This window comes from Streptomyces gottesmaniae (assembly GCF_031845845.1).
In the GTDB taxonomy this organism is placed as follows: domain Bacteria; phylum Actinomycetota; class Actinomycetes; order Streptomycetales; family Streptomycetaceae; genus Streptomyces; species Streptomyces akebiae.
On record NZ_JAVRFJ010000008.1, the window covers coordinates 148,726 to 170,135 of the forward strand.

Consider the following 21,410-nt stretch of genomic DNA (forward strand, 5'->3'; position numbering starts at 1 on the left):
GGTCGAGCACTCAGCCGCCGGTCGTCACCACCGGAGGTCGCCGCTCCCCGACGCGGGTCACCCGCTCGAAGGCGTACCCGGCCTTCAGGACCGACCAGTCCCGCCGGTGCGGACCCACGATCTGCAACCCGACCGGCAGTCCCCCCGGGGTGAACCCGGCCGGGACGGACAGGGCCGGGCAGCCCGTGACGGAGATCAGGTACGCCGAGCGCATCCAGTCGAGATAGGTCTCCATGGGGGTGCCGTCCACGACCGTCGGGTACGCCAGCCCGATGTCGAAGGGCGCGACCTGGCTGACCGGCAGCAACAACAGGTCGTACCGCTCGAAGAACTCACGGACCCGGTGGAAGAGCGCGCCGTGCAGCGCCTGGGCCCGCCCGAGGTCGGGCCCGCCGAGCCTGCGGCCCTCCTCGATGTTCCAGACGACGTCCGGGGACAGCAGGTCGCGGTGCTCGTCCAGCAGCGCCCCGTAGGAGAGCTCCACCTGCCAGGCACGCTGGGCGAGGAACACCTCGTCCGCGCCGCTGAGGTCCGGACATGCCTCCTCGACCTCGCAGCCCAGCGCCGCGAACACCTCCGGCGCGGGCCGCAGCGCCTCTCGTACCTCCGCGTCGACGGGCACGGCCCCACCGAGATCGGGCGAGAAGGCGACCCGCAATCCCCGCAGTTCGCCGTCGAGTTGCCAGGCGAAGGTGGAGCCGGGCGTCTGGAGGGAGCGCGGATCACGGGGATCCGGGCCCGCCAGCACGGACAGGGTCAGTGCGACGTCCGCCACGGTCCGGGCCATCGGCCCCTTCACCGACAGCTGACCCCAGGGCGCCTTGTCGGGCCAGGACGGCACCCGGCCCGGCGACGGGCGCAGCCCGACGACGTTGTTGAAGGAGGCCGGATTGCGCAGCGAGCCGCCGGTGTCGCTGCCGTCGGCGATGGGCTGCATCCCGCAGGCCAGGGCCGCCCCCGCCCCACCGCTGCTGCCGCCCGCGCTGCGGGAGAGGTCGTAGGGGTTGCGGGTGGCCCCGAAGACGGGGTTGACGGTGTGCGAACCCAGGCCCAGTTCGGGCACGTTGGTCTTGCCGAGCGTGATCGCGCCCGCCTTCCGCAGCCGCTCGACGACCAGATGGTCACGGTCGGGCACCCGCTCGGCGAAGACCGGCGAACCGGACGTCGTCCGGATGCCCGCCGTGTCGTGCAGGTCCTTGTGCGCGACCGGCAGCCCGTGCAGCGGACCGACCGGCTCCCCGGCCGCCATCCGGTCGTCCGCCTCGGACGCCTGTTCCAGCGCCCGGTCGGCCACCAGCGTCACGATCGCGTTCACCGCCGGATCGACCCGCTCGATCCGCTCCAGATGGGCCGTCACCACCTCCCGCGCCGAGATCTCCCGGCGCGCCAGCGCGACGGCGAGTTCGTACGCGGTCCGGAAGCAGAGGTCGTCCGACGGGTCCGCGTCGCCCGTCGGGTTCACCGGATACTTGGCGGGATGGTCGACGAGGTGATGCACGAGGTGGTTCACGCCCCTCCCAGGGACTCCTTGAGCTGGACGACCGCGAGTACTCCGAAGAGCACGAAGGAGCCGCCCAGCAGCGTGTTCGAGATGGTCCGGTTGCGCAGGGCCGGCTCCACGCTCCGGCGGTTGAGCAGCATCAGCAGCGCGCCGGAGAGCAGCGGCAGGATCAGCGAGCCGACGGCGGCGTAGGTGAGCACCAGGGACACCGGCCGGCCCAGGAAGGTGACGGCGACCGAGGTGACGGCGCAGTAGAGGACGAACAGCCGGAACGGGCGGCCGTTCTGCGCGATGTGCGGCTCCGCCTCGGCGTCCGGGACGCCCCGCAGCGCCCGCAGCGAGTCGGCGAGCAGGTAGCACAGGCCGTTGAAGCCACCGACCAGCGCGCTGAGCGTCACCAGGAAGAACGTGCCCAGGAACAGCACCCGGGCCACCGACCCCAGATCGGCGCCGAGCGGATCGGCGAGTGCGGCCAGCCCCTCGCTGCCGGTGATGCTGCCGCCGGTGCCGTACAGCAGGCCCGTGCCCACCACCGTCGTGCACAGCACGAACAGCAGCGTGACGCCGTAACTCACCGCCGAGTCCGTACGCATCAGCCGCAGCCGACTCCGGTCCGCCCAGCCCTTCTCCCGCACCCAGTAGCTGTACGAGGCGATCCCGGCCGTCCCGCCCACCCCGCCGACGAGCGCCAGCACCGTCACCACATCGCCCTCCGGCAGCCTCGGGCGCAGGGTGCCGAGCAGGCCGGGCAGATCGTCGGCGGTGGCGAGGGTGGTCACCGCGAGGACGGCCATGCCGAGGAACTTGGCGAGCATGAAGACGCTCATCACCCGCTCGAACACCGTGTACCGCCCGATGTACACGATCGCCGCCGCCGTGAGCGCGATGACGACGGCCACGGGCCTGACGGGCAGCACGGGGAACAGCGTGGACAGCGCCAGGGACGCCACCGAGCCGAGCGCCGCCCCGTACAGCAGCCCGATGACCAGGACGAAGAGCATGAACGCCGCCGGGAGCCAGCGGGCGGCCGACTTCAGGCCGGCGATCACGGTCTGCCCGGTGGCCAGGTACAGGCGGCCCACCGCCTCGGTGAGCGCGTACTTCAGGACGACGCCGATGACGATGGCCCACATCAGTGCCATCCCGTGGCCGGCCGCGCCCGCGAGCGACGTCACCATGTCCCCGGCGCCCACACTGGCGGCCGCCAGCACCAGCCCGGGGCCCAGGAGAGCCGGCCGGGCCCGTCGGACGCCGGGCGGGCGGAGCGGCACCGGCGTGGCCAGGTCGGTGGTGTCGGTGCCGCCGGTGGCCGGGGAAGGTGAAGGTGGGGGACCGCCAGGAGTCACAGTCACGTCGACCATCTCCGTAGATCGGGGAGTCACGGGAGTCATGGGTTCGTGCGGCTCGTGCGGGCCGAGGGGGACGGGTGCGCGGTTCCGCACGGCGGGGAGACCGTGCGGGACCATGCGATTCCACTTCCCGGAAGGCTGGGCCACGGCGACGGAAGGGAACAAGAAGGGCTGCGGAGTTGACGGAATCCGCCATACTCTGGGGCCGATGGACGCACAGCGGACCGGCCCCGTGACGGATTCACTGGACCGGCGCATCATCAGCGCGCTGCAGATCGACGGCCGGGCCGCCTGGCACCGCATCGCGGCGGCCCTCGGTGAGCCCGAACGCACCGTCGTCCGCCGCGGCACCCGACTGCTGGAGTCCGGCCTCGTACGGATCGGGGCGATGGCGATGCGCGGCAGCAGCGTGGTGGTCGGCGTCCGCTGCGCCCCCGGCCGGGCCCGGATCACCGCCACCGCGCTGGCCCGCAGGCCCGACTGCGTCTTCGCCCACGTCCTCACCGGAACCCCGGACTGCCTGGCGGAACTGCGCTGGCCCCGAGAACGGCTGGCGGGACTGGTGCTGGACGAACTCGCCGGTCTGCCGGGCGTGGTGGAGACCCGCACCCTGCCCGTGCTGCGCCATGTCCGCACCATCCGCGAGTGGCACGCGGGCCTGCTCACCGAGGCCGAGATCGCCGCCCTGAAGGGCTCCGCCCGCGCCGACGCCGCGTCACCGCCGGTCACCGATCCCCTGCCGGCCGGTGAGACGCCCCTCGAACTCACCCGCGCCGACCGCCTGTTGCTGCACGCCCTCGCCGACGACGGGCGCCGCACCTACGACGAACTCGGGCGCGTCTCGGGCGTGTCGGAGGCCACCGCGAGACGACGCCTCGGCGCGTTGCGGCGCGAGGGCAAGGTCCGCATCCGTGCCGTGATCGAACCCGCGGTGCTCGGACTGCCCGTCGAAGCCGTCCTGTGGGTCCGCACGCCCCCGGCCCGGGTCGACACCGTGACGGCGGCCCTCGCCGCGTCCGCCCATGTCCGCTACGCCAGCTTCGTCACCGGCGAACGTCAACTCCTCGTCCTCACGGCGTTCCCCGACGAGACCGCCCTCCACGACTTCGTCACCCGCTCCCCGTGGCTCCCCGACGTGGCGTCGGTCGACGTCTCCCTCGTCCTCACCACCCTGAAGCGCGGCGGCATGCCGGCCCCCTGGCTCCAGGACTGACCCGGTTGCCACGCCGGCTCGCGGCGGGCCTCAGACGGCGACGACCCGCACCCCGGCCTCCTCGAACCGCCGCACGGTGGCGGCCGCGGCGGCCGAGTCCGTGACCAGCGTGTCCACCGCCTCCGTCGCACAGATCCAGGCGAAGGCCCGCCGTCCCAGCTTGCTGGAGTCGGCCGCGACGACCACTCGCTCGGCGCGCTCGCACAGCAGTCGGTTGACGGCTGCCTCCGCCTCGTCGTGGGCGGCGGCGCCATGGGTCACGTCGAGAGCGACGACACCGAGCACGGCCACGTCCAGGGTGATGCGGTCCAGCACACCGTCGGCGAGCGGACCGACGAGCTCATAGGACTGGGCGCGGGCCACCCCGCCCGTCACCACGATCTTGAACTGGGGACGCACCGCCAGCTCGCCCGCGATGTTCAGCGCGTTCGTGACGACGGTCAGCGCGGGCGCGCCGGACGCCAGATCACCCCGCACGGCCAGCGCCCGCGCCACTTCCGTGGTCGTCGTGCCACCGGTCAGGCCCACCGCCTCGCCGGGCGCGACGAGATCGGCCACCGCCTTGGCGATGCGCTGCTTCTCGGTGGCACGCCGGGCCGTCTTGTAGCGCAGCGGCAGCTCGTACGAGACGCCGTGCACGACCGCCCCGCCCCGGGTGCGGACGAGCATCTGCTGTTCCGCCAGCCGGTCGAGGTCGCGCCGGATCGTCGCGGCGGACACCCCCAGCTCGGCGGCGGCCTCCTCGACGTCCAGCCGCCCCCGTTCGACGAGCAGTTCGAGCAGCGTCTGCCAGCGTTCGTCGCGGGACATCTGCCTCTCCTCGTGCTTGAAGTTGCTCGAAACTGGACTATATCTTGCAGAAGTAAGCATGAGCCCTGCGTATCCCGGGGAGGGTTCCCGCATGACCCATGTCGAGGACGAGCTGAACAGCCAGCCCGAGTGCTGGGCCCGCGTCGCGGCCGGCGCGAGGGAGCACGCCGGGGTCCTGCCGACGCCGGGGGAGCGGGTGGCGCTCGTCGGCTGCGGCACGTCGTACTTCATGGCGCAGGCCGCCGCCGGCTTGCGCGAGCGGGCCGGGCAGGGGGAGACCGATGCCTTCGCGGCCTCGGAGTTCCCCCACGGGCGGGCCTACGACCGCGTCGTCGCCCTCACCCGCTCCGGCACCACCACCGAGGTGCTCGACCTGCTGGGCGCGCTGCGCGGCCGTACCCGGACGACGGCGATCACCGCCGACCCGGACACCCCTGTCATGACGACCGCGGACGACCTCGTCGTGCTGGACTTCGCCGACGAGAGGTCCGTCGTCCAGACCCGCTTCGCCACCACCGCCCTCACCCTCCTGCGCGCCCACCTCGGTCTGCACACCGAGGCCGTCGTCGCCGACGCGCGTGCCGCGTTGGAGGCGCCGCTGCCCGAAGGGCTCGTCGAGAGTGCCCAGTTCACCTTCCTCGGCCGGGGCTGGACCGTCGGCCTCGCCCACGAGGCCGCGCTGAAGATGCGCGAGGCCGCCCTCGCGTGGAGCGAGGCCTACCCGGCGATGGAGTACCGGCACGGCCCGATCAGCGTCACCACCCGGTCCACCGCGACCTGGATGCTCGGCGAGGCGCCGGAAGGCCTGGCCGAGCAGGTGCGGCAGACCGGCGCGACCTGGGTCTCCGGCGCGCTCGATCCGCTCGCCGAACTGGTCCGCGCCCAGCGGCTCGCCGTGGCCGTGGCCGCCGCGCGCGGTCTCGACCCCGACCGTCCGCGGCACCTGACGCGCTCGGTGATCCTCGCCGCAGACGCCCGCTGAACCGACCCGGACGACCGCTGAACAAGGAGGAGCCGTGCCCCTCACGACGACCGGTGCGCTGATCACCGGGGCCGCCGCCGCGGACTCCGCCGTGGCCGCGTTCAACGTCATCACCCTGGAACACGTCGAGGCGATCGTCGCGGGCGCCGAGTCGGTCGCCGCGCCGGTGGTCCTCCAGGTCAGCGAGAACGCCGTCAGATTCCACGACGGGGACCTGCTTCCGCTGGCCCGCGCCGCGTCCGCCGCCGCCGAGAGGGCGGGAGTGCCCGTCGCGCTCCACCTCGACCACGTCCGCAGCGAGGACCTGCTGCGCCGGGCGGCCGACGCCGGCTTCAGCTCCGTGATGTACGACGCCTCCCGTCTGCCCTACCTGGACAACCTCGCCGCGACCCACGCCGCGGTGGAGTGGGCGCACGGTCAGGGACTCTGGATCGAGGCCGAGCTGGGGCAGGTCGGGGGCAAGAACGGCGCGCCGCCGCTCGACGCGCACGCGCCCGGTGCCCGTACCGACCCCGAGGAGGCGCGGGCCTTCGTGGCGGACTCGGGCGTGGACGCGCTCGCCGTCGCCATCGGCAGCTCCCACGCGATGACCACCCGCACCGCCGCCCTCGACCACGTCCTGCTGAAACGGCTGTCCGCCGCCCTGGACGTCCCCCTCGTCCTGCACGGCTCCTCCGGGGTCCCGGACGACGAACTGCGCGCGGCCGTGGCGGGCGGCATCGCCAAGGTCAACATCGGCACCGCGCTCAACATCGCCCTGACCGGCGCGGTCCGGGAGTACCTCGCCGCCCACCCCGACGCGGTGGACCCGCGCACCTACCTCGCGGCGGGGCGGACGGCGATGGTGGAGACGGTGGCCCGGCTGATCGGCGTCCTGCGGACGGAAGGGACCCCTCCGCCCGCGTAGGGGCCCGTACGCGCCCGTCCCGCGTGGGAATGTGACCGTCTTGCGATGTACGGTCTCCCCGGAGCGGAGTGTGACGCCCGTCACTGATACTTTTCCGGTCATGCGGGAGACGGAGATCCACCTCGGTGAGCCGCCGGACGTCGCCCTCATCGGGGTCGGCGTGCACGGCGTCGCGAGCCGCACGGACGTCTTCCGGCTGCCGGAACTGTGGCAGCTGCACCTCTACCAGTACGAGGCCGAACTGACCGTCGACGGCACCGCCCACACCATCCGCCCCGGCCGGGTCAGCCTCGTCCCGCCCGGCACCACCGTCCGCTACCGCTACCGGGGCCGCTCCGAACACCTCTTCGCCCATCTGCGCATCCCCCCGTCCGGAGCGCCCCGCACGGTTCCCGTCGTCCAGGACACCGGCCCCGAACTGCCCGCGCTCACCGGCCTGTTGCTCCAGGCGGTGGCGGCCGCCCCGAGCGAGCCGGACCGCAGCCGCGCCGAACTCTGGACCGCCCTGTGGCGGGTCGCCCAGCTGACCCCGCCCGTCGCGGCCGCCCCCGGGCCGCACCCGGCGGTCACCACCGCCATCGCCCACATCGAGTCCCACCTTGCCGCCCCGCTCACCATCCCGGAGGTGGCACGCGTCGCCGGGGTCTCCCACAACCACCTGACCCGGCTGTTCCACGCCGAGACCGGCGGCACCGTCGTCGCCTACATCAGACGCCGCAGACTCGAACGCGCCCACCATCTGCTGCGCGCCACGACCTTGTCCATCCCCGCCGTGGCCGCCTCCGTCGGCATCCCCGACCTCCAGGCCTTCAACAAGGCCTGCCGCCGGGAACTGGGAGCCTCGCCGCGCGCCCTGCGCGGGGCCACCTTCCCGGCGGGTGTCGCTAACTCCGCCTGACCGCCCTGAGCACCACGAACTTGGCGTCGCTCGCGACGAGTTCGCTGTTGCCGAAGATCCGCCGCAGCGTCACGTGATAGCCCAGATGACGGTTCCCCACCACCCAGAGCTCACCACCGGGCCGCAACGCCCGCCGCGCCCCGGTGAACATCCGCCGTGCCGTGGCGTCGGTCGTCGCCTGGTGGGAGTGGAACGGCGGGTTGTTCAGGACGAGATCGACACTCCCCGGCGCGAACCCCTCCACCCCGTCACCGACCCGGAACTCGACCGTTCCGCCGGCCTCCGGCAGGTTCGCCCGGTACGTGGCCTCCGCCGAGGCCACCGCCTGGTACGACTCGTCGACGAACACCACCTCGGCGTCCGGATCGGCCAGCGCCACCGCCGTACCGACCACGCCGTTCCCGCACCCCAGATCGACGACCCGCCCGCCGCGCGGAGCCTTCGGGAGCTGTCGCAGGAAGAACCTGGTGCCGATGTCGAGCCGGTCGGCACAGAACACGCCCGCGTGGTTCACGACCGCGCGTCCCGCCAGGACGCCGATGTCGTCCGGCAGCCGATAGGTGTACGGCCAGGGATCGTCCCCCCTGGCCCCGGCGGTCTTCGCGTCAGGGGCGCAGAAGATCAGCCGTGCCTTCTGTCGGGCGAGCGAGGTGCGGGTCGGGCCGAGGATCCGCTCGAAGAGCCTCAGCGTCGAGGTGTGGATCTCCTTGACCATTCCGGCGCCGATCACGACCGTGCCCTCGTGCACGCCGGGCGCGAGCCGGTGCAGCTGGTCCTCCAGGAGCGCGAGGCTCTTGGGGACCCGTACGAGGAGTACGTCGACCCGGTCCGGGGGAGTGTCCCGGGTGGTGAGCAGCCGTACGGTGTCCGCCTCGACGCCGTTGCGTGCCAGGTTGGCCCGCGTCGCCTCCCGGCTCAGGAACGAGTCGGTGATCTGCGTCGGCCGGTGCGCGGCGAGCGCGGTGGTCAGCGCGCCCCAGCGGTCCCCGACGACCACGAGCGTCCCGTCCAGCCGCGTCCCGCTCTCCGCGAGGTGGCGCAGCAGATACGCGTCGGACGCGTCCCAGGCGCGCAGCAGGTCACGGGGGTCCTCGGGAAAGCGGGTCAGGGCGTAGTCGCCCTCGGGCGTGGTCATACGGTCGCTCATCGTGCGCCCAGGCTAACCGAGCCCGGCCCCGGTCCCGGCCGTCGAGCAGCGGTGCGGGACGAAGGACCCATGGACGCGAGCGGCCCTGCGGGACGAGGGCCCCGGCGGACATCGAGCCGCGTGCGGGACGATGGTGCCATGGACGCCGAGCTGTTCCCCCGGGACCGGACGGAGATCGCGCCGGGCGCGGTCCACGTGCCGGACTGGCTGGACGCGGAACAGCAGCGACACCTCCTCGACGCCTGTCGCGTGTGGGCCCGGCCGCCCGCCGGGCTCCGCACGGTCCGCACCCCGGGCGGCGGCACGATGACCGCCCGGCAGGTCTGTCTCGGCCGGCACTGGTACCCGTACGCCTACGCCCGCACCGTCGTCGACGGCGACGGCGCGCCCGTGAAGCCGTTCCCGGACTGGCTCGGGGAGCTGGGCCGGCGCGCGGTCGCGGACACCCTCGGAGCCGGGGCTGCGGCGACCGCCGCGTACGACATCGCCCTGGTCAACTTCTACGACGGCGACGCGCGCATGGGCATGCACCGCGACGGCGACGAGAAGTCGGACGCGCCGGTGGTGTCGCTGAGCCTCGGTGACAGCTGCGTCTTCCGCTTCGGCAACACGGAGACCCGGACGCGGCCGTACGCGGACGTGGAGCTGCGCAGTGGCGACCTCTTCGTGTTCGGCGGGCCGGCGCGGTCCGCCTACCACGGGGTGCCCCGGGTGCACCCGGGGACCGCGCCGCCCTGGCTGGGGCTGACCGGGCGGCTGAACATCACCCTGCGGGTCGGCGGCTTCGACGACGGCTGAGGCCCACCGCGCGGGGTTCGGCGCCGAGCGGATCATGGGAGACTCGGCCTCATGGACGGGAAGGCGGCCCCCAAGGCGGCGGGCGAAGGGACGACGGCACGGGCTCGGCTGGACCGGGGGAGGGGCGCGCTCGGTCCGGCGCTGGAGCTGGTGCACACCGGTCGCGCCCCGACGAGGGCCGTGCTCACCGCCGAACTGGGCGTCACCCGGGCCACGGCCGGCGCCGTGGCCGCCGAGCTGGAGGCGCTGGGGCTGATCCGGGTCGACGCGCACCCGGGAGCCGCCGCCGGCTCCCAGGGCCGGCCCTCCCACCGCCTCGAAGTCGCCGAGGAGGGGCCCGTCGCGCTCGCCGCCCAGGTGCACTCCGACGGCTGGCGGGCCGCGCTGGTCGGGCTCGGCGGGCGGATCGTCGCCACCACGCCCGCCTGCGAGATCGTGGACGCCGACCCGGCGAAGGTGCTCGGCTCGGTCGTCGACGCGGGAGCCGAGCTCCTGGCGGAGACCGGGCGGCGGTGTGTGGGGTCGGGTCTGGCCGTGCCGTCGGCCGTCGCCGAACCGGCGGGGCTGGCGCTGAACCCGCTGCACCTCGCCTGGCCGGCGGGGGCGCCGGTCCGGGAGATCTTCGCCGAGCGGGTCCGCGCGGCCGGGATCGCGGGGCCCGCGTTCGCGGCGAACGACGTCAACCTCGCCGCCCTCGCCGAACACCGGCACGGCGCCGGACGCGGCTCCCGCGATCTGCTGTGCGTGGCGACCGGGCACCGGGGCGTCGGCGGCGCGCTGGTCCTCGACGGCCGGCTGCACATGGGCAGTTCGGGGCTGGCCCTGGAGGTCGGCCACCTCACCGTCAACCCCGAGGGCCGGCCCTGCCACTGCGGCAGCCGCGGCTGCCTCGACGTCGAGGCCGACCCGCGTGCCTTCCTCACCGCGGTGGGCCGCGATCCGGGACCCGAGGGTTCGCTGCTGCAACAGGCCAACGAACTGATCCGCACCCAGTACGACGACCCGGGTGTCCGCACGGCCGCCGAGGCCATCATCGACCGTCTCGGCCTCGGGCTCGCCGGTCTCGTGAACATCCTCAACCCCGACCGCATCATCCTCGGCGGCATGCACCGAGCCCTGCTCGACGCCGACCCCGACCGGCTGCGGGCCGTCGTCGCCGACCGCAGTCTGTGGGGACGCCAGAGCGGGGTCGCCCCGATCCTGGCGTGCACCCTGGACCACAACAGCCTGGTGGGGGCGGCCGAGTTGGCCTGGCAGCCGGTGCTCGACGACCCGCTGGGCGCGCTGGCCTGAGAAGACTCACCCGGTCCGGGAGCCCCGCAGCATGATCGTGCGGGACACCAGGAACGTCACCGGGATCGCCGCCCCCGACGCGAGCAGCGGCGCGAACCGGTTGCCCGCGTGCAGCACGTCCACGACGACGTACACCCCCGCGGTCGTGATCACGAAATTGGTGACGTTGGTCAGCGGGAACAACAGGAATTTACGCCAGGTCGGACGGGTGCGATAAGTGAATCGCGCGTTCAGGAAGAACGAGCCCGTCATACTCAGGGCGAACGCGAGAATATGTGCGGCGAGATAAGGAAGCCCCTTGAGGAACAACAGATAAAGCCCGTAATAGGTCCCGGTGTTGACCACCCCGACCAGCGCGAAGGAAATGATCTGTCCCGATATGCGCCGCTCCGGCGCCGGGCCGGCCACGGGGCGCGGTTCGGTGCGTGTCACCGTCCCCATCAGCGAATGAGATCCTTCGTCGTGCCGCACGCGGCGTGCCCCTCCGTCTGTTCCGCGTTGGTCGCCTTCACCAGGAAGTGCGGGCGCCCCTTCACCTCGTAGTAGATCCGGCCGGTGTACTCCCCGATCACCCCGAGCATGATCATCTGCACTCCGGCGAGGGCGGTGACGGCCATGACGATGGTGACATAGCCCGGTGTCTCCACGCCGTTGACGAGTGCGTCGCCCACGATCCAGGCCGTGTAGAGCCCCGCGCACACCAACAGGCACAGGCCGAGGTGCAGGGCCGCCCGCAGCGGACGGTTGTTGAAGGAGAGGAGCCCGTCCAGTCCGTAGTTGAGCAGCGACCGGAAACTCCAGGAGCTGCGGCCGTGCAAGCGCACGGCGTTCTCGTACTCGAAGGTCGTGCCGGGGAAACCGACCCAGGCGAAGAGCCCCTTCGAGAAGCGGTTGTACTCCGTCAGCTCCAGGACGGCGTCGACGACCCGGCGCGACATCAGCCGGAAGTCCCCCACGCCGTCCACGAGTTCCACGTCGACGAGCCGGTTGACCAGTCGGTAGTACAGGCGGGCGGTGGCGGTGCGCATCAGACCGTCGCCGGTCCGGGTACGGCGGGCCATGACCTGGTCGTAGCCCTGTTCACGCAGGTCGAGCATGCGGCGGATCAGTTCGGGCGGGTGCTGCAGATCGGCGTCCATGACGATCACGCAGTCGCCCGAGGCGTGCCGCAGCCCCGCGAGCAGCGCGGCCTCCTTGCCGAAGTTGCGGCTGAACGACACGTACCGGACACGGGCGTCGAACTCCGCCAACTGCTTCAGAACGGCGAGCGTACGGTCCCGACTGCCGTCGTCGACATACACGCACTCCATGTCGTGACCGAGCGGAAGCAGTTCTTCCGCGACCTTCTGGATCTCCTCGTGGAAACGGGCGACGACGGCTTCCTCGTTGTAGCAGGGTGCGACGATCGAGATGAGCATGGATTCCCCCAGGGGTGCGGTTTCACAGAGCGGTGGTCACGCGCTCACGTGTGGGCGGGTCGTCGGGCGAGGGCGGTGCGGCGGCCGGGGGCATGGGCCCGGACGTGGCCGGTGCCCGACGGCGGCGGATCAGGTCCGACGCCCCGAGGAGGAGCACGGCGGTGAGCGAGAGGGCCCCGACCGCCGTGCCCAGGCGCAGTCCGGGCGGATGGAACGTGCAGGTCACACTGCTGGCCGAGCCGTACAGCGGTACCGCGATCAGGCCGTAGTGGCTCTTGGCGGGGAGGGCGGGCGCGTTGCCGGCGGCGCAGCGCCAACCGGAGATCCGGGGTGCCGCGACGACGGCGATCCCCGTGCTGTGGGGTGGGAGTTCGGCCCGGATCGTCCCGTCGGACACGCTCACGTCGGTGGCGCCGTCGGCCTTGAGCCCCTCCACGGCGGCGCTCAGCCGCGCGGTGTCCAGGCAGCCGACCGCTCCGTCCGGGACCAGGCTGGTCCTGTTCGGCGACAGCTCGATACGGAACCGTCCGGAGTCCCCGACCGTGCCCAGCCGCTGCATCGGGGCGATCTTGGTGACGGGCTGGTCGGACCGGAACCGCCCGGTCGGCTCCACGCCGGGCCCGGCCCCGGAGGCGGCGCCGTCGGCGAGCCGCGCGGTGCCCGACAGATGCGGCGCCCACAGATACAGCTCGGACCCGGCCGGACAACTGCCCGTGATCGTCGGCTTCCTCGGCGCGCTCGCGTAGGGCAGCGGGCCCACCCGCAGCCCCGGCCGCCCGTCGTCGCTGGGCGACGGCGGCTTCCCGGCGGCGGTGCGCACGCTGACCCGGGGCACGGTGTACACCCGTGTGCCCAGCAGCAGCTCCTGGTTGCGGTACGGCGACGGACCGAAGCCGAAGAGGTCCGTGGGGCCGTCGGCGCGGTCGGTGTGCGGCCGCACCGTGACCAGCGGCGGCACGTCCTGCCGGGTCACGGTCACCCCGCTGCCGTCCTGCGGGAACCAGTTCTGGTGCGGGTCCGGCGGGGAGTGCACCCGGGCGCCAACGGAGAAGATCGCGTCCGTGACGGCGTTGTCCAGGCTCTGCACATTGCGGCCGCGCGAGGTCCAGCCGCCCCCGAGGGCGGTGAGCGTCCGGCTGAGCACGTCCGAGGTGAGGCTGCTGTAGTACTGGGCGCCCTGCCCGCCCACCAGCAGCGGGTCGTTGCCGACGGTCTGCTCCCGGCCGGGGTCGGTCCGGTGACGCGGCCAGCCGTCGGCCCCGGCGATCGCCTCCGCCTGCTCCCGCTGCCGCGCACCCCAGGGCGCGTAGTCGTCCATGTGCCCGAGCCGCAGTCGGGTGTCGGCGGCGGAGGTGACGGCGGCCTCGCCGAACTGCGTGCACACGAGCAGCGCCACGGCGAGGACGGCGAGGGGCCGGCCGTTCCTCCGCTTCGCCCCGAGCAGGAGCAGACCGCCCAGCGCGCCGACGGCGGCGAGCAGGGCGAGCGGGAGGGTGAAGGCACGGGTGGTCCGCTCACTGCCGCCCGCGACCACGATCACCAGCGCGAGCAGCACACCCGCCGCGCCCAGCGCGCGCGGGCCGGGAACGCCGTACGACAGGGCGTGCCAGGCGGCGATCACCAGCAGCGCGCACAGCACGAAGGCCTGACGGTACGAGCTGCCCTGCGGGGTGGCGAAGGCGTGCCAGAGCAGATGCGTCGGCCCCCACTGCATCGACAGCGCCACCGCGACGACCAGCAGTGTCCACCCGGCGCGCAGGCGCGCCGGGGCCGCCTTGTGGAAGGGCAGGGCGAGCGCCAGCAGCAGCGCGGTGGTACCCACGAACACGGCCGGGGTCCCGAAGCTGTACGTCCCCGGCAACAGCCGGGCGAGCAGGTCCTCGGTGGGGACGGGCGCGAACTCCCGTACCCGGCCCGGATAGGCGTGCCGGGTGCCGAAGTAGACGACGGTGACCAGGGGGGCCGCCAGACCCATGCCGAGGACGGTGATCAGGGCCGCACGCCCAGCGGCGAACAGCCGCTGCCGGCGCGTGAGGTCGCCGAGCCACAGCCGCAGCAGCAGGACCAGGCCGGCGGCGAGGGTGGCCATGTAGGCGGTGTAGAAGTTGGCGATCCAGGCGAGTGCCACGACCAGCACACCGAGGAACGGCCGCCGCCCCCGCCGCGCCCACTCGCCGACCAGGCACAGCAGTGGCAGGAAGACCAGACCGTCGAGCCACATGGGATTGGGGACCGCGTCCGCCAGGGTCCAGCCGCACAGCGCGTACGCCGCGCCGAGCAGCCCCGCCGCCCACCAGCGGCCGGGACGCAGGGCGAGCAGCAGCCAGGCCATCGCGGCGGCGGCCGACGCCACCTTCAGCAGGGTGACCACATACACCGCGAGGTCGATCTCGTCGCGCGGGAACACCGCCACGAGCGGGGCGAACGGACTGCTCAGGTACGTGCCCAGGTCGGGCAGGAAACTCGCGCCGAAGCCCGACCGCCAGTTGACGTACGGCCCGCCGTCCGCCCTCCCGTGCAGCAGGTCCCACAGGTGCGCGTGGAACGGCACGTACTGGTTGCCGAGGTCGTTGACGCTGCGGGTGCGCGGGCCGAAGGGATGGCTGCGGGCCACGGCGTCGGCGGCGCAGAGCACGGCGAGGGTGAGGGCGGCGGCGAGCAGTGCGGCCTTCCCCCGCGGCCCGAGCGGCGCCGAGGAGCGGGTTGTCGGATTCACGCCCTGTCCCTGTCCGCTCGGCACACCGAGTTCCGTTGTCCTATCGACTTCATTTTCGACGGGCCCCCATTTCGGTTCGCCGAATTAGAGGCTCGTGGCTCGTTGAAGGTTGTGCCGTCCACGAAAAGTGAAAGCGGCAATTCCGAATGCTGTGGGGGATTTCAAAGGGGTAATTGCCGGGGGACGTACGGGAGTCGTCCTCAAGGTGATCGGAAGGTGAATTCCGCCGTCAGACTCCACAGGGCCGCCACATGGGGTCGCCGCAGATCCGCCCTGCGGACGCACAGCCCGATCGGGAACGGCGCCGGAGGACGCTCGGTGGGGATCACGGTGAGCCGGTCGCGGACGGCGCTGTGGTCGAGGACCAGCCGGGGGACCACCCCGGTGCCGCAGCCGAGTGCGACGAGCGTCAGCAGCGCCTCGTGGCCCTCCGGTTCGGCCGCCGGGTCGGGAGCCATGCCGTGGGTGCGGAACCAGCGGTCGGCGGCCTCACGGACCAGGCCCCGGTGGGGGAGGACGAAGGGGCCGTCGAGACCGGGGTCCGGGCGTTCGCGCGCGGTGACGAACACCAGGTCCGTGGTGGCCACCGTCCGGCTGACCAGCGACTCCGGCAGCCGCGCCGGGACGCCCGCGACCGCCACGTCCGCCTCACCCTCGTCCAGCCGGGCCAGCGCGACCGCCGCGTCACCGGTGCGCAGATCGAGGCGGACCTGGGGATGGGCCGTGCGCAACGGCGCCAGCAGCGTGGGCAGCAGCGCCTGACACGCGGTCACAGTCGCGAACACGACCAGCCGCCCGGTGAGTTCGGCCGGCTCCGGATGCTCCTCTCGGAAGGCCTGCCACAGCTCCAGGGCCTCGGCGGCGTAGGCGCGGAAGCGATGCCCCTCGGCGGTGAGGGAGACCCCCCTCGGCCCCCGGTCGAGCAGCCGGTGCCCCAACTCGGCCTCCAGCCGCTGCACCGTCCGCGTCAGGGTCGCCGGGCTGACATGGCAGTCCAGGCTGGTCCGGCCGAAGTTCAGCGTCCCGGCCAGATGGAGAAACAGCCGCAGGTCGCGGTGATCGTCCCACATGGTCGCCCACCAGGGCCTTTCTGTTCCTGCAACGCTCCGCTGCAAAGGTTGCGCTTGCCGCAACGCTCGCCGGGACCCTACAACTCCTCCATGACCACCACCTCCCCGTCCGCCTCCGCCGCCTCCACCGTCTTCGCCCTCGAAACCCTGGACATGCCCGGCGGTACCGAGACCGTCCTGCGCGGGGGCCGCCACCTGTTCCCCCTGCTGCCCGAGGCCCTCGCCGGAGTGCGTCGCGTCGGGGTCGTCGGCTGGGGCCCGCAGGGCCGGGCCCAGGCCCGCAACCTGCGCGACTCCCTCCGCGGCACCGGCATCACCGTCTCCGTCGGCCTGCGACCCGGCTCCGCCTCGGCCGCCGACGCCCGCGCCCACGGCTTCACCGAGGCGGACGGCACCCTCGGCGACTGGCTCGCCGTCACCGCCGAGAGCGACCTCGTCATCCTGCTGATCGCCGACGCGGCACTCGCCGCCCACCACCGGGAGATCTTCGCCGCCCTGAAGCCCGGCGCCACCATCGGCCTCTCCCACGGCTTCCTCCTCGGCCATCTCCGGCAGACCGGCGGCGACTTCCCACCCGGCCACGGGGTGATCGCCGTCTGCCCGAAGGGCATGGGCGACTCCGTACGCCGCCTCTACGAACAGGGCGCGGAGGTCAACGGCGCCGGGATCAACAGCAGTTACGCCGTCCACGCCGACCCCGACGGCCACGCGACCGACCGTGCCCTCGCCTGGTCGGTCGCCCTCGGCTCCCCGTACACCTTCCGCACGACCCTGGAGAGCGAGTACCTCTCCGACATCGTCGGCGAGCGCGCCATCCTGCTCGGTGCCGTCCACGCCATCGTCGAGAGCCTCTACACCCGCCACCGGCTCGCCGGTGCCGACGAGGTGACCGCGTACGAGCGGTCCTGCGAGACCATCACCGGCCCGATCGCCCGCACCGTCTCCCGCGCCGGACTCCGCGCGGTCCGCGAGGGGCTCGACGCGGACGGCCGGGACGTCTTCGACCGCGTCTACACGGCCAGTTACGGACCCGCCCGTGAGATCGTCGCGGAGATCTACGACGAGGTCGCCGACGGCACCGAGCTGCGCGGCGTCGTCCTGGCCGAACGCCGCCTCGGCGCCCGCCCGATGAGCGAGATCGGCGGCTCCCCGATGTGGTCGGTGAGCGCCCGGGCCCATGCCTGCCGGGGCGAACGCGACCTGCCCGTCGACCCGTTCGCCGCAGGTGTCTTCGTCGCCACCATGACCGCGCAGATCGACGAGTTCGTCGAGCGCGGCCATCCCTGGTCGGAGATCGTCAACGAGTCCGTCATCGAGGCCGTCGACTCCCTCCTGCCCTACATGCACGCCCGGGACGTCGCGTACATGGTCGACAACTGCTCCCGCACGGCCCGTCTCGGTGCCCGCCGCTGGGGCCCCCGCTTCCAGGCCGCCTACGAGCAGATCGCCTACCCCGCCGCCGAACACCCGGCAGACCGGGCCCTGTTGGCGTCCTTCACCGCCCACCCCGTGCACGAGGCTCTGGCGGCGGCGGCGAAGCTCCGGCCGTCGGTGGACATCTCGGTGGGCGTGGCGGATGCCGAGGACCGGGTGAGCGGACCGTCCGCCGGGCATCGCACGGCTTGAGCCCGCCACCCCCGGCCTCCTGGCAGCCGGTGTCCGAGCCCGGGCCGGCCGGCGACGAGAGGGTCACCGCCCGGTCAGCCTGCGACGGCCGACCGGGCGGGAGCGTGTTCGGACCTGCGCCCACGCGCGGCGGGCCTGCGTCCGGTGTCGTAGGGCTGTGTGGTGTCGAGCGTCAGGCCGGTGTCGTACGGCGAGATCTTGGGTACCGCGGCCGAGGAGGCCGGCAGGGTGAACCACACGACCTTCCCCGTCTCGCCGTGCGGGCGCACGCCCCAGCTCTCGCTCACCGCGGCGACCATCGCGAGCCCTCGGCCGCAGGTGGCGAAGGGATCCGCGTCCTGGACGACCGGGAGACGGGGGTCGTGGTCGTGCACCGAGACCGTGAGCCGGCCGAGGAGCAACTCCATCTCCACGGTGCACGTCTTGTCCGGTTCCGCGTGCCGGTGGACGTTGGACAGCAGCTCGGTCACCCCGAGTGCGGCCCGCTCTATCAAGGGATCCAGATGCCAGTAGCGCAATTGCGCAGATACGATTCTGCGGACCTGGCCGATCCGCGACGGCAGGGCTTGGAGCTCCACCGTGCAGTGCCTGCTTTGCTGGCTGATCACGGCTGCGACTCCCCGAATTGAGTCCGGAAGAAGATCGGAGTACGGATCCAGCGAGGTGGCTGGGCGAAAAACGCCGCCTGCTGTGGTGCGGCCGCCTACGACTGCCGCCTGGTGGGCGGAGGCCTAAGCCGCCGCCTGCTCGTGGGGTGGCTGTCGACGACCGCCGCCCGCTGACGTGGCCGGCGGGCTGGTTCGCAGCGTTATCGCCGGTAAACCCAGAGTGACGTGAGACCAGAGTGACCCAGGGGGCCCGGTCCCGCAACTCGCGGTACGTCAGCCGCTGCGACCGGCCGCCTTGCGCACCGCCTCTATGAACCGGCGCGCGGACGGTGGACCGGGCTTCCCCGGAGCCGGGTCGTGCTCGTTCAGCGTGAGCGTGTAGCGAGTGCCGTTGACATCGGCCAACGCCCGGTCCTCGTTGGCGAACCACGGCTTCGAGGCCCGGACCGCCTGCACCGGCGCGCTGTCGATCTCGCTGCCGTAACTGGTGAGCAACTGCAGTCGGCCGTCCTCGATCCGGACCTGCCCCGCCCGGGTGAGCTGCCGCAACCTCTTCCCGATCCGCACGCCCGTGGCCGTGAACTCCGGCTCGGCCATGTACCCCGCCCCCTAGTGCGCTTCGGCTGTGCCTGTCGTCTGTCCGTCGCGGACCGTGATCCAGTGTGCCCGAGATCGCCTCCCCCTGGACGGCCCCGGTGGCGTCGACTCGGCCCGTGCGGTGAAGTCTGCACGTCCCCCGCGTCGAGCACCAGTGCGCACGGTGGACCGGGAGCGGGGTTCCGGCGCATGCGCGGCATGCGCCCCCCATGCGCCCCGCGCATCCTCGCCACAGGAGTGCCTTTGAGGTGCTCAAAGGCATGTTTATGCAGGTGAGAAGCGTGCGGAAGGTGTCTATCATCGGGACGTCCGACGCCGCGATCCGCCGTCGGCGCAATGCGTGAGGAGCACGCCGTGAGCACCGCCCACCCCACCCGTCCTGGCGCCACCCTCGACGTCGATCACAGCGACACCGAGTACCGCCGCTGGCTCAAAGAAGCCGTGCGCAAGGTCCAGGCCGACGCCAACCGCTCCGCCGACACCCATCTCCTGCGCTTCCCGCTGCCCGAGAGATGGGGGATCGACCTGTATCTCAAGGACGAGTCGACCCACCCCACCGGCAGTCTGAAGCACCGTCTCGCCCGCTCCCTCTTCCTCTACGGCCTGTGCAACGGCTGGATCCGGCCGGGCCGCCCGGTCATCGAGGCCTCCAGCGGATCCACCGCCGTCTCCGAGGCGTACTTCGCCAAACTGATCGGCGTCCCCTTCATCGCCGTCATGCCCCGCACGACCAGCGCCGAGAAGATCCGTCTGATCGAGTTCCACGGCGGACGCTGCCACTTCGTCGACGACTCACGGAAGATGTACGAGGAGTCGGCCCGTCTCGCGGTGGAGACCGGCGGGCACTACATGGACCAGTTCACCTACGCCGAGCGGGCCACGGACTGGCGCGGCAACAACAACATCGCCGAATCCATCTTTCGCCAACTCCGCCTGGAGCGTTACCCCGAGCCCGCCTGGATCGTCGCCACCGCCGGGACCGGCGGCACCTCCGCGACCATCGCCCGCTACGTCCACTACATGCAGTACGACACCCGTATCTGTGTCGCCGACCCGGAGAACTCCTGTTTCTTCGAGGGCTGGACCACCGGCGACCCCGACGTCACCTGCGACTGCGGCTCACGCATCGAGGGCATCGGCCGCCCCCGCATGGAGCCCAGCTTCGTCCCCGGCGCCGTCGACCGCATGATGAAGGTCCCCGACGCCGCCAGCGTCGCCGCCGTCAGAGCCCTGGAGAACGCGATCGGCCGCAAGGCCGGCGGCTCCACCGGCACGGGCCTGTGGAGCGCCCTCAAGATCATCGCCGAGATGGTCGCCGAGGGCCGCCAGGGCAGCGTGGTCACCCTCCTGTGCGACCCGGGCGACCGCTACCTCGACAAGTACTACTCCGACGAGTGGCTGAGGCGACATGGCCTGGACATCGAGCCGTACGCGGCGGCGATCGAGAGGCTGCTGGTCACGGGCGTGTGGACGGACTGAGGCGCCCTTTTCCTTCCCCGCCGTGCGCAGGCCGCCCTCAACCACAACGGCGCTCAGTCGTCCGAGCCGTCCTCGAACTCCTCCCCGGCCACCACCAGCCGCCGCAGATGCTCGGAGATCTCGGCCCGCGCCTGCGAGGCCAAACCGGCATCGGTCACCAACGTGTCGACCTGCTCCAACGCGGCGAAGGAACTCAACCCCACCGTCCCCCACTTGGTGTGGTCGGCCACCACCACGACCCGTCGCGCCGACTGCACCAGACGACGGTTGGTCTCGGCCTCCGCCAGATTCGGCGTCGACAGACCCGCCTCGACCGATATCCCGTGCACACCGAGGAAGAGCACATCGAAGTGGAGCGCCGCGATCGCCTGATCGGCCACCGGCCCCACCAACGAGTCGGACGGCGTCCGCACGCCACCGGTCAGCACGACGGTCGCCGCACCCTGCCGGGGGCCCGTCGTGCGCTGAGCCGCGTGGAAGACGTCGGCGACCCGCACCGAGTTGGTGACCACGGTCAGATCCGGCACGTCCACGAGACGGTGCGCCAGCGCGTACGTCGTCGTGCCGCCCGAAAGGGCGATCGCCGAGCCCGGCGCCACCAGCTCCGCGGCCGCCCGTGCGATGTCCTCCTTGGCCGTCAGCTCCAGCCCGGACTTCGCCTCGAAACCCGGCTCGTGCGTGCTCGCCTCGGCCACCGGCACCGCGCCGCCGTGCACCTTCTCCACCGCGCCCTGACGGGCCAGCGCGTCCAGATCGCGACGCACGGTCATGTCCGACACACCGAGTTTGCGCGTCAGCTCGTTGACCCGGACCCCGCCCCGCCGTCGCACCTCGTCGAGGATCAGGGCTCGGCGCTGCTCCGCGAGGAGGTTCTGGTTCTCACTCACGCTCGCTCCGGTCCTCTCGCCCCATCACGCCCGACACGCCTTCCCTACCCCCTCCGACAAGGACATTCCCCCGTCCCCGGTCCCGAGGACGTCCCATATTCGCACGCCCCA

19 protein-coding genes are annotated in these 21,410 nt (G+C 72.5%); 8 read left to right on the forward strand and 11 right to left on the reverse strand.

The window, feature by feature from the left end; translation table 11 throughout:
* Positions 1–10 precede the first annotated feature (10 nt).
* Positions 11–1,510 carry an amidase gene (locus tag RM704_RS11955; protein WP_033525742.1) on the reverse strand — a complete coding sequence of 500 codons (1,500 nt, stop codon included), beginning with the start codon at positions 1,508–1,510 and terminating at the stop codon, positions 11–13.
* Positions 1,507–2,862: an Nramp family divalent metal transporter gene (locus tag RM704_RS11960; protein WP_033525743.1), complete on the reverse strand. Its 1,356-nt coding sequence runs from the start codon at positions 2,860–2,862 to the stop codon at positions 1,507–1,509. The genes RM704_RS11955 and RM704_RS11960 overlap by 4 nt, the downstream gene beginning before the upstream one ends.
* 196 nt (positions 2,863–3,058) lie before the next feature.
* On the opposite strand from RM704_RS11960, the gene RM704_RS11965 reads away from it, so the two are divergent.
* Entirely contained in the window at positions 3,059–4,063 is a 1,005-nt protein-coding gene (locus tag RM704_RS11965) for an Lrp/AsnC family transcriptional regulator (RefSeq protein ID WP_033525744.1), read from the forward strand.
* A 30-nt stretch (positions 4,064–4,093) separates the two neighbouring features.
* Here the strand turns inward: RM704_RS11965 and RM704_RS11970 are convergent, their stop codons facing one another.
* Entirely contained in the window at positions 4,094–4,873 is a 780-nt protein-coding gene (locus RM704_RS11970) for a DeoR/GlpR family DNA-binding transcription regulator (RefSeq protein ID WP_033525745.1), read from the reverse strand.
* Between the two features lie 91 nt (positions 4,874–4,964).
* Here RM704_RS11970 and RM704_RS11975 point away from each other — a divergent pair, with 91 nt between their 5' ends.
* The 3 genes from RM704_RS11975 (at position 4,965) to RM704_RS11985 (ending at position 7,660) form a co-directional block, all read left to right on the forward strand.
* A complete protein-coding gene (locus RM704_RS11975; protein ID WP_033525746.1) occupies positions 4,965–5,855 on the forward strand; it encodes an SIS domain-containing protein in 891 nt (296 codons plus the stop codon).
* Between the two features lie 34 nt (positions 5,856–5,889).
* Positions 5,890–6,762 carry a class II fructose-bisphosphate aldolase gene (locus RM704_RS11980; RefSeq protein WP_033525747.1) on the forward strand — a complete coding sequence of 291 codons (873 nt, stop codon included), beginning with the start codon at positions 5,890–5,892 and terminating at the stop codon, positions 6,760–6,762.
* A gap of 100 nt (positions 6,763–6,862) precedes the next feature.
* Entirely contained in the window at positions 6,863–7,660 is a 798-nt protein-coding gene (locus RM704_RS11985) for an AraC family transcriptional regulator (protein WP_033525748.1), read from the forward strand.
* Here RM704_RS11985 and RM704_RS11990 read toward each other — a convergent pair.
* A complete protein-coding gene (locus RM704_RS11990; protein ID WP_192829588.1) occupies positions 7,647–8,807 on the reverse strand; it encodes a methyltransferase in 1,161 nt (386 codons plus the stop codon). The genes RM704_RS11985 and RM704_RS11990 overlap by 14 nt on opposite strands.
* Positions 8,808–8,945: 138 nt before the next feature.
* On the opposite strand from RM704_RS11990, the gene RM704_RS11995 reads away from it, so the two are divergent.
* Positions 8,946–9,605 carry an alpha-ketoglutarate-dependent dioxygenase AlkB family protein gene (locus tag RM704_RS11995; protein WP_033525750.1) on the forward strand — a complete coding sequence of 220 codons (660 nt, stop codon included), beginning with the start codon at positions 8,946–8,948 and terminating at the stop codon, positions 9,603–9,605.
* 51 nt (positions 9,606–9,656) lie between these two features.
* Complete coding sequence (locus RM704_RS12000; RefSeq protein ID WP_033525751.1) at positions 9,657–10,898, forward strand: ROK family protein; 1,242 nt, start codon at positions 9,657–9,659, stop codon at positions 10,896–10,898.
* A gap of 6 nt (positions 10,899–10,904) precedes the next feature.
* On the opposite strand, the gene RM704_RS12005 is transcribed toward RM704_RS12000, so the two are convergent.
* From RM704_RS12005 to ilvY, 4 genes are all read right to left on the reverse strand, one after another.
* Complete coding sequence (locus RM704_RS12005; RefSeq protein WP_052145884.1) at positions 10,905–11,339, reverse strand: GtrA family protein; 435 nt, start codon at positions 11,337–11,339, stop codon at positions 10,905–10,907.
* Positions 11,339–12,316, reverse strand: a complete 978-nt coding sequence (locus RM704_RS12010) for a glycosyltransferase family 2 protein (RefSeq protein WP_033525752.1) — start codon at positions 12,314–12,316, stop codon at positions 11,339–11,341. Before RM704_RS12010 ends, RM704_RS12005 begins: the two co-directional genes overlap by 1 nt.
* Positions 12,317–12,338: 22 nt before the next feature.
* Positions 12,339–15,032 carry a YfhO family protein gene (locus RM704_RS12015; protein ID WP_033525753.1) on the reverse strand — a complete coding sequence of 898 codons (2,694 nt, stop codon included), beginning with the start codon at positions 15,030–15,032 and terminating at the stop codon, positions 12,339–12,341.
* A gap of 200 nt (positions 15,033–15,232) precedes the next feature.
* Positions 15,233–16,102 (reverse strand): HTH-type transcriptional activator IlvY, encoded by an 870-nt coding sequence (gene ilvY, locus RM704_RS12020; protein WP_033525754.1) that lies wholly within the window; start codon positions 16,100–16,102, stop codon positions 15,233–15,235.
* Between the two features lie 90 nt (positions 16,103–16,192).
* On the opposite strand from ilvY, the gene RM704_RS12025 reads away from it, so the two are divergent.
* Positions 16,193–17,728, forward strand: a complete 1,536-nt coding sequence (locus RM704_RS12025; protein WP_052145885.1) for a ketol-acid reductoisomerase — start codon at positions 16,193–16,195, stop codon at positions 17,726–17,728.
* 74 nt (positions 17,729–17,802) lie between these two features.
* Here the strand turns inward: RM704_RS12025 and RM704_RS12030 are convergent, their stop codons facing one another.
* Together RM704_RS12030 and RM704_RS12035 are read right to left on the reverse strand one after the other, a co-directional pair.
* A complete protein-coding gene (locus RM704_RS12030; RefSeq protein ID WP_192829589.1) occupies positions 17,803–18,336 on the reverse strand; it encodes an ATP-binding protein in 534 nt (177 codons plus the stop codon).
* Between the two features lie 273 nt (positions 18,337–18,609).
* A complete protein-coding gene (locus RM704_RS12035) occupies positions 18,610–18,933 on the reverse strand; it encodes a hypothetical protein (RefSeq protein WP_033525756.1) in 324 nt (107 codons plus the stop codon).
* A gap of 336 nt (positions 18,934–19,269) precedes the next feature.
* Between RM704_RS12035 and cds1 the strand changes: the two genes are divergently transcribed.
* Positions 19,270–20,412 (forward strand): L-cysteine desulfhydrase Cds1, encoded by a 1,143-nt coding sequence (gene cds1, locus RM704_RS12040; protein WP_107072233.1) that lies wholly within the window; start codon positions 19,270–19,272, stop codon positions 20,410–20,412.
* A gap of 53 nt (positions 20,413–20,465) precedes the next feature.
* Here the strand turns inward: cds1 and RM704_RS12045 are convergent, their stop codons facing one another.
* Positions 20,466–21,299 (reverse strand): DeoR/GlpR family DNA-binding transcription regulator, encoded by an 834-nt coding sequence (locus RM704_RS12045; protein WP_033525758.1) that lies wholly within the window; start codon positions 21,297–21,299, stop codon positions 20,466–20,468.
* Positions 21,300–21,410 lie beyond the last annotated feature (111 nt).

Excerpts from the sequence above, each read along its gene's own strand:
- RM704_RS11960 (WP_033525743.1), bottom strand. The coding sequence starts at position 2,862 with ATGGTCGACGTGACTGTGACTCCTGGCGGTCCCCCACCTTCACCTTCC.
- RM704_RS11965 (WP_033525744.1), top strand. The coding sequence starts at position 3,059 with ATGGACGCACAGCGGACCGGCCCCGTGACGGATTCACTGGACCGGCGC.
- RM704_RS11970 (WP_033525745.1), bottom strand. The coding sequence starts at position 4,873 with ATGTCCCGCGACGAACGCTGGCAGACGCTGCTCGAACTGCTCGTCGAA.
- RM704_RS11975 (WP_033525746.1), top strand. The coding sequence starts at position 4,965 with ATGACCCATGTCGAGGACGAGCTGAACAGCCAGCCCGAGTGCTGGGCC.
- RM704_RS11985 (WP_033525748.1), top strand. The coding sequence starts at position 6,863 with ATGCGGGAGACGGAGATCCACCTCGGTGAGCCGCCGGACGTCGCCCTC.
- RM704_RS11990 (WP_192829588.1), bottom strand. The coding sequence starts at position 8,807 with ATGAGCGACCGTATGACCACGCCCGAGGGCGACTACGCCCTGACCCGC.
- RM704_RS11995 (WP_033525750.1), top strand. The coding sequence starts at position 8,946 with ATGGACGCCGAGCTGTTCCCCCGGGACCGGACGGAGATCGCGCCGGGC.
- RM704_RS12000 (WP_033525751.1), top strand. The coding sequence starts at position 9,657 with ATGGACGGGAAGGCGGCCCCCAAGGCGGCGGGCGAAGGGACGACGGCA.
- RM704_RS12005 (WP_052145884.1), bottom strand. The coding sequence starts at position 11,339 with ATGGGGACGGTGACACGCACCGAACCGCGCCCCGTGGCCGGCCCGGCG.
- RM704_RS12010 (WP_033525752.1), bottom strand. The coding sequence starts at position 12,316 with ATGCTCATCTCGATCGTCGCACCCTGCTACAACGAGGAAGCCGTCGTC.
- ilvY (WP_033525754.1), bottom strand. The coding sequence starts at position 16,102 with ATGTGGGACGATCACCGCGACCTGCGGCTGTTTCTCCATCTGGCCGGG.
- RM704_RS12025 (WP_052145885.1), top strand. The coding sequence starts at position 16,193 with ATGACCACCACCTCCCCGTCCGCCTCCGCCGCCTCCACCGTCTTCGCC.
- RM704_RS12035 (WP_033525756.1), bottom strand. The coding sequence starts at position 18,933 with ATGGCCGAGCCGGAGTTCACGGCCACGGGCGTGCGGATCGGGAAGAGG.
- cds1 (WP_107072233.1), top strand. The coding sequence starts at position 19,270 with ATGCGTGAGGAGCACGCCGTGAGCACCGCCCACCCCACCCGTCCTGGC.